Origin of the sequence: Nocardia farcinica (assembly GCF_029867845.1) — a bacterium.
GTDB classification, from domain to species: Bacteria; Actinomycetota; Actinomycetes; order Mycobacteriales; family Mycobacteriaceae; genus Nocardia; species Nocardia farcinica_A.
Window position 1 is genome coordinate 1 of record NZ_JARWRU010000116.1, and the last position, 7,290, is coordinate 7,290.

Below are 7,290 nucleotides of genomic sequence, written 5' to 3' on the forward strand. Positions count from 1 at the left end.
CGGCGCACGTGTCCGCGCGGGGGGTTCTGCGGCGGTGTCCGGGCCACGTGTTCGTTGGCGGGCACGACGAAGGCCCCGGGGGGGGGAGCCGGGGCCTCGCTCAGACGTGTCGGACGGTCCGCGAGCGGCTACGCCCTGTGGAGGTCGTCGGGCAGGGGCTCAGGGCACCCGCCGCACCGCACCCTTGTCGGCGGAGGTGGCCAGCGCCGCGTAGGCGCGCAGCGCGGTGGTGACCGGACGCTGCCGGTCCACCGGCTGCCACGGCCGCTCCGAGGCCTCCATCTTGGCGCGGCGCTCGGCCAGCACCGCGTCGTCGACCAGCACCTCGAGGGTGCGGGTGGCGACATCGATGCGGATCTGGTCGCCGTTCTCGACCAGGCCGATCACGCCGCCGCTGGCCGCTTCGGGGGAGATGTGGCCGATGGACAGGCCCGAGGTGCCGCCGGAGAAGCGGCCGTCGGTGATGAGCGCGCACACCTTGCCCAGGCCCGCGCCCTTGAGGAAGGCGGTGGGGTGCAGCATCTCCTGCATGCCGGGACCGCCCGCGGGGCCCTCGTAGCGCACCACGACCACATCACCGGGCTTGATCTTCTTGCCGAGGATCGCCGAGACCGCCGCCTCCTGCGATTCGACCACCACGGCCGGGCCCTGGAAGGAGAACAGGTCCTCGTCGATGCCCGCGGTCTTGAGGATCGCGCCGTCGGGGGCGATGTTGCCGCGCAGCACCACCAGGCCGCCCTCCACGGTGTAGGCGTGCTCCTTGTCGCGGATGCAGCCGCCCTCGGCATCGGTGTCCAGCGACGACCAGCGGTTCTCGGTGGAGAACGGCTCGGTGGTGCGCACCCCGCCCGGCGCGGCGTGGAACAGCTCGATCGCTTCCTCGGACGCCTTGCCGGAGCGGATGTCCCAGGTGTCGAGCCACTCCTCGAGGGTCGGGGTGTGCACGGTGGTCACGTCCGTCTCCAGCAGGCCGGCGCGGCGCAGCTCGCCCAGGATGGCGGGGATGCCGCCCGCCCGGTGCACGTCCTCCATGTGGTAGTCGGAGTTCGGCGAGACCTTCGACAGGCAGGGCACCCGGCGGCTGATCTCGTCGATCGTCTCCAGGTCGAAGTCGATCTCGCCCTCCTGCGCGGCGGCGAGGGTGTGCAGCACGGTGTTGGTGGAACCGCCCATGGCCACGTCCAGCGCCATCGCGTTGCGGAAGGCCTTGGCGTTGGCGACATTGCGCGGCAGCACCGAGGCGTCGTCGTCGCGGTACCAGCGGTTGGCGATGTCGACCACGACCCTGCCCGCCCGCTCGAACAGCGCGCGGCGGGCGGCGTGGGTGGCCAGGGTGGAACCGTTGCCGGGCAGGGCGAGGCCGAGCGCCTCGGTGAGGCAGTTCATCGAGTTGGCGGTGAACATGCCCGAGCAGGAACCACAGGTCGGGCAGGCGCTGCGCTCGACCTCGGTCAGGCCGTCGTCGGTGACCGAGCTGTTGGCGCTGGCGGAGATGGCGGTGATCAGGTCGGTCGGGGCCTGGGCCACGCCGCCGACGACCACGGCCTTGCCCGCCTCCATCGGCCCGCCGGAGACGAACACGGTGGGGATGTTCAGCCGCATGGCGGCGTTGAGCATGCCCGGGGTGATCTTGTCGCAGTTGGAGATACAGACCAGCGCGTCGGCGGTGTGCGCGTTGACCATGTACTCCACCGAGTCGGCGATGATCTCGCGCGAGGGCAGCGAGTACAGCATGCCGCCGTGGCCCATGGCGATGCCGTCGTCCACCGCGATGGTGTGGAACTCGCGCGGCACGCCGCCCGCGGCGCGCACCGCATCGGCCACGATCTCACCGACGTCCTTGAGGTGCACATGGCCGGGCACGAACTGCGTGTAGGAGTTCGCGATGGCGACGATGGGCTTGCCGAAGTCGGAGTCGGTCAGGCCGGTGGCCCGCCACAGCGCGCGTGCGCCTGCGGCATTGCGTCCGGCGGTGGTGGTGCGTGAACGAAGCGGTGGCATGTGTGATCGTCCTCGAAAGGTGCGGTGGGCTGGGGGTGCTGGGGTGGTCCGGCGTGTCGCCGTGACCCCGCGCCGACGGGGGAGGGTGTGTCGTCGGCGTGAGCGGGTCGATCGGGGGTCGCCGCACCGGTGACCCGCATGATGCACGGCCCCCCGAGCTTACGCCCGGCCCCCGGGCCCGGCCCGGGGACCGCGCGGAAAGGCGGTGGTGATCAGTCCTTGCCGGAGCCCGTGTCCGGCCCCTCGGAGGTCTCGCTCGCACTGCCGGCGGCCCCGCTGCCTGACTGCGTGTCCGAGGATTCTCCGGCTGCCTGCGCCGAGGACTCGGCCTTGGCCGCCTCGGCTTCGCGCTCGGCCTGCCGCGCCTCCCACTCGGCCTGGCGCTTGGCCTCCTCGGCCGCGAACACGTCGGGCAGCCTGCCGCCGGAGGCCTTGATCAGCTTGCGCAGCTGGTCGTAGCCGACCGCGGGCAGCGGCACCTGGGAGTCGTCGGCCAGGTGGGCGCGCACGTAACCGCGCTTGGGGATGCTCACCCCCTTGACCTGCTCCCAGTCCAGGTGCCGCGAGGAGAAGACCTTCCGCAGCTCCAGGCCGGAGTCGGAGACGACCGTCCTGGTGCGGGCGATCCACACGATCACCGCGACCGGCAGCAGCATCAGCCACCACAGGACCTTCGGCCAGCCGACGACGAACAGGAACACCCCCAGCGTCAGCACCACCACGCCGAGGTAGGCGAGCTGGGTGACACGGATGACCGTCCGGCGGCCGGTGGCAGCCGACGAGCTACCCGTCGACGATCCGGTCTCGGCGGTGTGGGACGATTTACCCGGTGGCACGGACTGATGCGGTGATGACACACCACCATCCTCGCATCCTGGTGATCGGACACAAGCAACCACTGTTGTCCCACATAATGGGACGCGCGGGGTCATCTGTTTGACTGTTCGGTTCACGCGGCCTTAACGTCGTGCGCGTGAATCGAAACGAGTTGCTCGTAATCGGCCGGCGCGTCCAGCGTTGAGCCTGACTGCCTGAGTCGAATACGTCAGCTCGCGTTTGCGACGCGCCACCCTCGAACAGCCACGGCTGTCGAGGGCTTTTTTGTGTTCGGACATCGAGCGTGTCCGTGCAACGCCCGGCGCGGCGGGTCGCAGACGCCGGTCGTGCCAGGCACACAAGTGTTGTCCGGGGTCGGAACGACAAGTAAGGAACGAAGACGGTGAGCGCACCAACCGCACGACCCGGGCCCTCGGCCCGCAGGTCAGCGCCTTCGGCGAACCAGCACTCCGGAAGCCAGGTCTCCCAGCCCGGCGCCGCCAACCGCCGCCCCGTCCCGCCCGAGCGGGTGACCGGCGCGCAGTCGGTCGTCCGCTCGCTCGAGGAGCTCGGCGTCGACACCGTCTTCGGCATTCCCGGCGGCGCCATCCTGCCCGTCTACGACCCGCTGTTCGACTCGACCAAGGTGCGCCACGTGCTGGTGCGCCACGAGCAGGGCGCGGGCCACGCCGCCACCGGTTACGCCCAGGCCACCGGCAAGGTCGGTGTGTGTATGGCCACATCCGGCCCCGGCGCGACCAACCTGGTGACCCCGATCGCGGACGCCCAGATGGACTCGGTCCCGATCGTGGCGATCACCGGCCAGGTCGGCCGCGGCCTGATCGGCACCGACGCCTTCCAGGAAGCCGACATCTCCGGCATCACCATGCCGATCACCAAGCACAACTTCCTGATCACCGAGGGCATCGACATCCCGAGGATCATCGCCGAGGCGTTCTACCTTGCCGCCTCCGGCCGTCCCGGCGCCGTCCTGGTCGACATCCCCAAGGACGTGCTCCAGGCCCAGACCACCTTCAGCTGGCCGCCGGAGATGCGCCTGCCCGGGTACCGCCCGGTGACCAAGCCGCACGGCAAGCAGGTCCGCGAGGCCGCCAGGATGATCCTGGACGCCAAGCGTCCCGTGCTCTACGTCGGCGGCGGCGTCATCAAGGCCGACGCCTCGGCGGAGCTGCTGGCCCTGGCCGAGCTGACCGGCATCCCGGTGGTCACCACCCTGATGGCGCGCGGCGCGTTCCCCGACAGCCACGACCTGAACATGGGCATGCCCGGCATGCACGGCACCGTCGGCGCGGTCGCCGCGCTGCAGAAGTCCGATCTGCTGATCACCCTCGGCGCCCGCTTCGACGACCGCGTCACCGGCCAGCTGGACTCCTTCGCCCCCGAGGCCAAGGTCATCCACGCCGACATCGACCCGGCCGAGATCGGCAAGAACCGGCACGCCGACGTCCCGATCGTGGGCGACTGCCGTGAGGTCATCGCCGAGCTCGTCGAGACCCTGCAGGCCGACCCCGCCGTCGGCGGCAAGGGCGCGCCGCTGCTCGACCTGACCGAGTGGTGGGGCTACCTGGACGGCATCCGCAAGCAGTACCCGCTGGGCTGGACCCCGCCGAGCGACGGTTCGCTCTCGCCCGAGTTCGTCATCGAGGCGCTGGGCAGGCTCGCCGGTCCCGACGCCATCTACTGCGCGGGCGTCGGCCAGCACCAGATGTGGGCGGCCCAGTTCGTCAAGTACGAGAAGCCGCGCACCTGGCTGAACTCCGGCGGTCTCGGCACCATGGGCTATGCCGTGCCCGCCGCTATGGGCGCCAAGATTGGCATGCCCGACCGTGAGGTCTGGGCCGTCGACGGCGACGGCTGCTTCCAGATGACCAACCAGGAGCTGGCCACCTGCGCCGTCGAGGGCGTGCCGATCAAGGTCGCGCTGATCAACAACGGCAACCTCGGCATGGTCCGCCAGTGGCAGACCCTGTTCTACGAGGAGCGCTACTCCAACACCGACCTGGGCACCCACACCCTGCGCATCCCGGACTTCGTCAAGCTCGCCGAGGCGCTCGGCTGCCACGGCATCCGGGTCGAGAAGGAAGAGGAAGTCGAGGCCGCGATCCGCGAGGCGCAGTCGATCAACGACCGCCCCGTCGTGATCGACTTCATCGTCGGCAAGGACGCCCAGGTGTGGCCGATGGTCGCCGCGGGCACCAGCAACGACGAGATCATGGCCGCCCGCGGCATCCGCCCGCTGTTCGACGAGGACGAGCAGGCTTCCGAGCCCGCCGTGATCCACGAGGCCATGGCGCAGGGACAGGCCGGTCAGCAGGCTGCCGGCGAGAACGAGGGGACCGAAGCATGAGCAGCACCCACACCCTGAGCGTCCTGGTCGAGGACAAGCCGGGCGTGCTGGCGCGGGTGGCGAGCCTGTTCTCCCGCCGTGGGTTCAACATCGAGTCGCTGGCGGTCGGTGGCACCGAACTGCCCGACGTCTCGCGGATGACCATCGTGGTCACCGTCGAGGATCTGCCGCTCGAGCAGGTCACCAAGCAGCTCAACAAGCTGGTCAACGTCATCAAGATCGTCGAGCAGGACGCCGACGCCTCGGTCGCCCGCGAGCTGATCCTGGTGAAGGTGCGCGCCGACGCCAGTGTCCGCACGCAGGTCATCGAGGCCGTGCAGTTGTTCCGCGCGAAGGTCATCGACGTCTCGCCGGACGCGCTCACCATCGAGGCGACCGGCACCCGCTCCAAGCTCGACGCGCTGCTGCGCATGCTCGAGCCGTTCGGCATCCGGGAGATCGTGCAGTCCGGTGTCGTCGCCGTCGGTCGCGGACCCAAGTGCATCACCGCGACCCGCTGAGTGCACAATTCCATACGTCACCGTCAGCACGGTGCTCCCCGCCGCCCGCGGGGATGAACATCCAGAAGGGAAACCAACCACGTGGCAGTCGAGATGTTCTACGACGACGATGCCGACCTGTCGATCATCCAGGGCCGCAAGGTCGCTGTCATCGGCTACGGCAGCCAGGGCCACGCCCACTCGCTGAGCCTGCGTGACTCCGGCGTCGAGGTCCGCGTCGGTCTGGCGGAGGGCTCGAAGTCGCGTCCCAAGGCCGAGGAGGCCGGCCTGACCGTCGGCACCCCCGCCGAGGTCTCCGCCTGGGCCGACGTCATCATGCTGCTGGCCCCCGACACCGCTCAGGCCTCGATCTTCACCAACGACATCGAGCCCAACCTGAAGGACGGCGACGCGCTGTTCTTCGGCCACGGCCTCAACATCCACTTCGGCCTGATCAAGCCCCCGGCCGAGGTCACCATCGGCATGGTCGCCCCCAAGGGCCCCGGCCACCTGGTGCGCCGCCAGTTCGTCGACGGCAAGGGCGTGCCCGCGCTGATCGCCATCGACCAGGACCCGAAGGGCGAGGGCCAGGCCCTGGCGCTGTCCTACGCGAAGGCCATCGGCGGCACCCGCGCCGGCGTCATCAAGACCACCTTCAAGGAAGAGACCGAGACCGACCTGTTCGGTGAGCAGGCCGTGCTCTGCGGCGGCACGGAGGAACTGGTCAAGACCGGCTTCGAGGTCATGGTCGAGGCGGGCTACGCCCCCGAGATGGCCTACTTCGAGGTGCTGCACGAGCTGAAGCTGATCGTCGACCTCATGTACGAGGGCGGCATCGCCCGCATGAACTACTCGGTTTCCGACACCGCCGAGTTCGGTGGCTACCTGTCGGGCCCGCGCGTCATCGACGCAGGCACCAAGGAGCGTATGCAGGCCATCCTCAAGGACATTCAGGACGGCACCTTCGTCAAGCGCCTGGTCGCCAACGTCGAGGGCGGCAACAAGGAGCTCGAGGGCCTGCGCAAGCAGAACGCCGAGCACCCCATCGAGGTCACCGGCAAGAAGCTGCGCGACCTGATGAGCTGGGTCGACCGCCCCATCACCGAGACCGCCTGATCGCCGTTCTCGTCACGAAGGGCCGCCCGGAAACGGGCGGCCCTTCGCCGTTTCCGCACTCGTCCGGGTCCGCCCATCGAGATCGGCGGGAGGCGGCCCGGCCGTCCGAGCCGCCTCGGGCACCACTAGCTGCTGCCGAAGAAGATGCCGGCGGGGCGGTGGTGGTGGAAGAACCCCAGGTGCGGGTCGCTCCAGTGCTTGCAGTCGTCGTGGCGACCGGGGGAGTGGGCCCAGTCGTCCCAGCGGCCCGGCGCGTCGCAGCCGAAGCGGTCGTGCTTGCCGTGCCGATGGTGCTTGTCGTGCTTGACCTCGGTCACGCCGGGGGCGTCCGGCTGGGCCGAGGCGGGAGCGGCCACCGCGGCCATCGGGATAGCGGCGAGCGCGCCCGCCACAGCCACCCCGGCGAATCCGCGGCGCAGTTGCCCGGAACGGGTCGTGGGATTGACTATGTAAGTGCGTTGCATAACACGGCGGCTACCGAGACGACCCCCCCCAGGCGTAATAGCCCCC

6 protein-coding genes are annotated in these 7,290 nt (G+C 69.9%); 3 read left to right on the forward strand and 3 right to left on the reverse strand.

The genetic code is table 11. The annotated features are described in order from the left end of the window. Positions 1-159: 159 nt before the first annotated feature. Together ilvD and QH283_RS02200 are read right to left on the reverse strand one after the other, a co-directional pair. Positions 160-2,001 (reverse strand): dihydroxy-acid dehydratase, encoded by a 1,842-nt coding sequence (gene ilvD / locus QH283_RS02195; RefSeq protein ID WP_280501344.1) that lies wholly within the window; start codon positions 1,999-2,001, stop codon positions 160-162. 212 nt (positions 2,002-2,213) lie between these two features. Then, the gene (locus QH283_RS02200; RefSeq protein WP_280501345.1) at positions 2,214-2,858 is read right to left on the reverse strand and encodes a PH domain-containing protein; all 645 of its coding nucleotides are present in this window, start codon (positions 2,856-2,858) and stop codon (positions 2,214-2,216) included. A 362-nt stretch (positions 2,859-3,220) separates the two neighbouring features. On the opposite strand from QH283_RS02200, the gene QH283_RS02205 reads away from it, so the two are divergent. From QH283_RS02205 to ilvC, 3 genes are all read left to right on the forward strand, one after another. Next, positions 3,221-5,185 carry an acetolactate synthase large subunit gene (locus QH283_RS02205; RefSeq protein WP_280501346.1) on the forward strand — a complete coding sequence of 655 codons (1,965 nt, stop codon included), beginning with the start codon at positions 3,221-3,223 and terminating at the stop codon, positions 5,183-5,185. Then, on the forward strand, positions 5,182-5,685 hold the full coding sequence (gene ilvN, locus QH283_RS02210; RefSeq protein WP_280501347.1) for an acetolactate synthase small subunit: 504 nt from the start codon (positions 5,182-5,184) through the stop codon (positions 5,683-5,685). Before QH283_RS02205 ends, ilvN begins: the two co-directional genes overlap by 4 nt. Before the next feature lie 93 nt (positions 5,686-5,778). Continuing rightward, positions 5,779-6,780, forward strand: a complete 1,002-nt coding sequence (gene ilvC, locus QH283_RS02215) for a ketol-acid reductoisomerase (protein WP_280501349.1) — start codon at positions 5,779-5,781, stop codon at positions 6,778-6,780. A 125-nt stretch (positions 6,781-6,905) separates the two neighbouring features. Here the strand turns inward: ilvC and QH283_RS02220 are convergent, their stop codons facing one another. Further along, complete coding sequence (locus tag QH283_RS02220) at positions 6,906-7,244, reverse strand: hypothetical protein (protein WP_280501348.1); 339 nt, start codon at positions 7,242-7,244, stop codon at positions 6,906-6,908. Positions 7,245-7,290 lie beyond the last annotated feature (46 nt).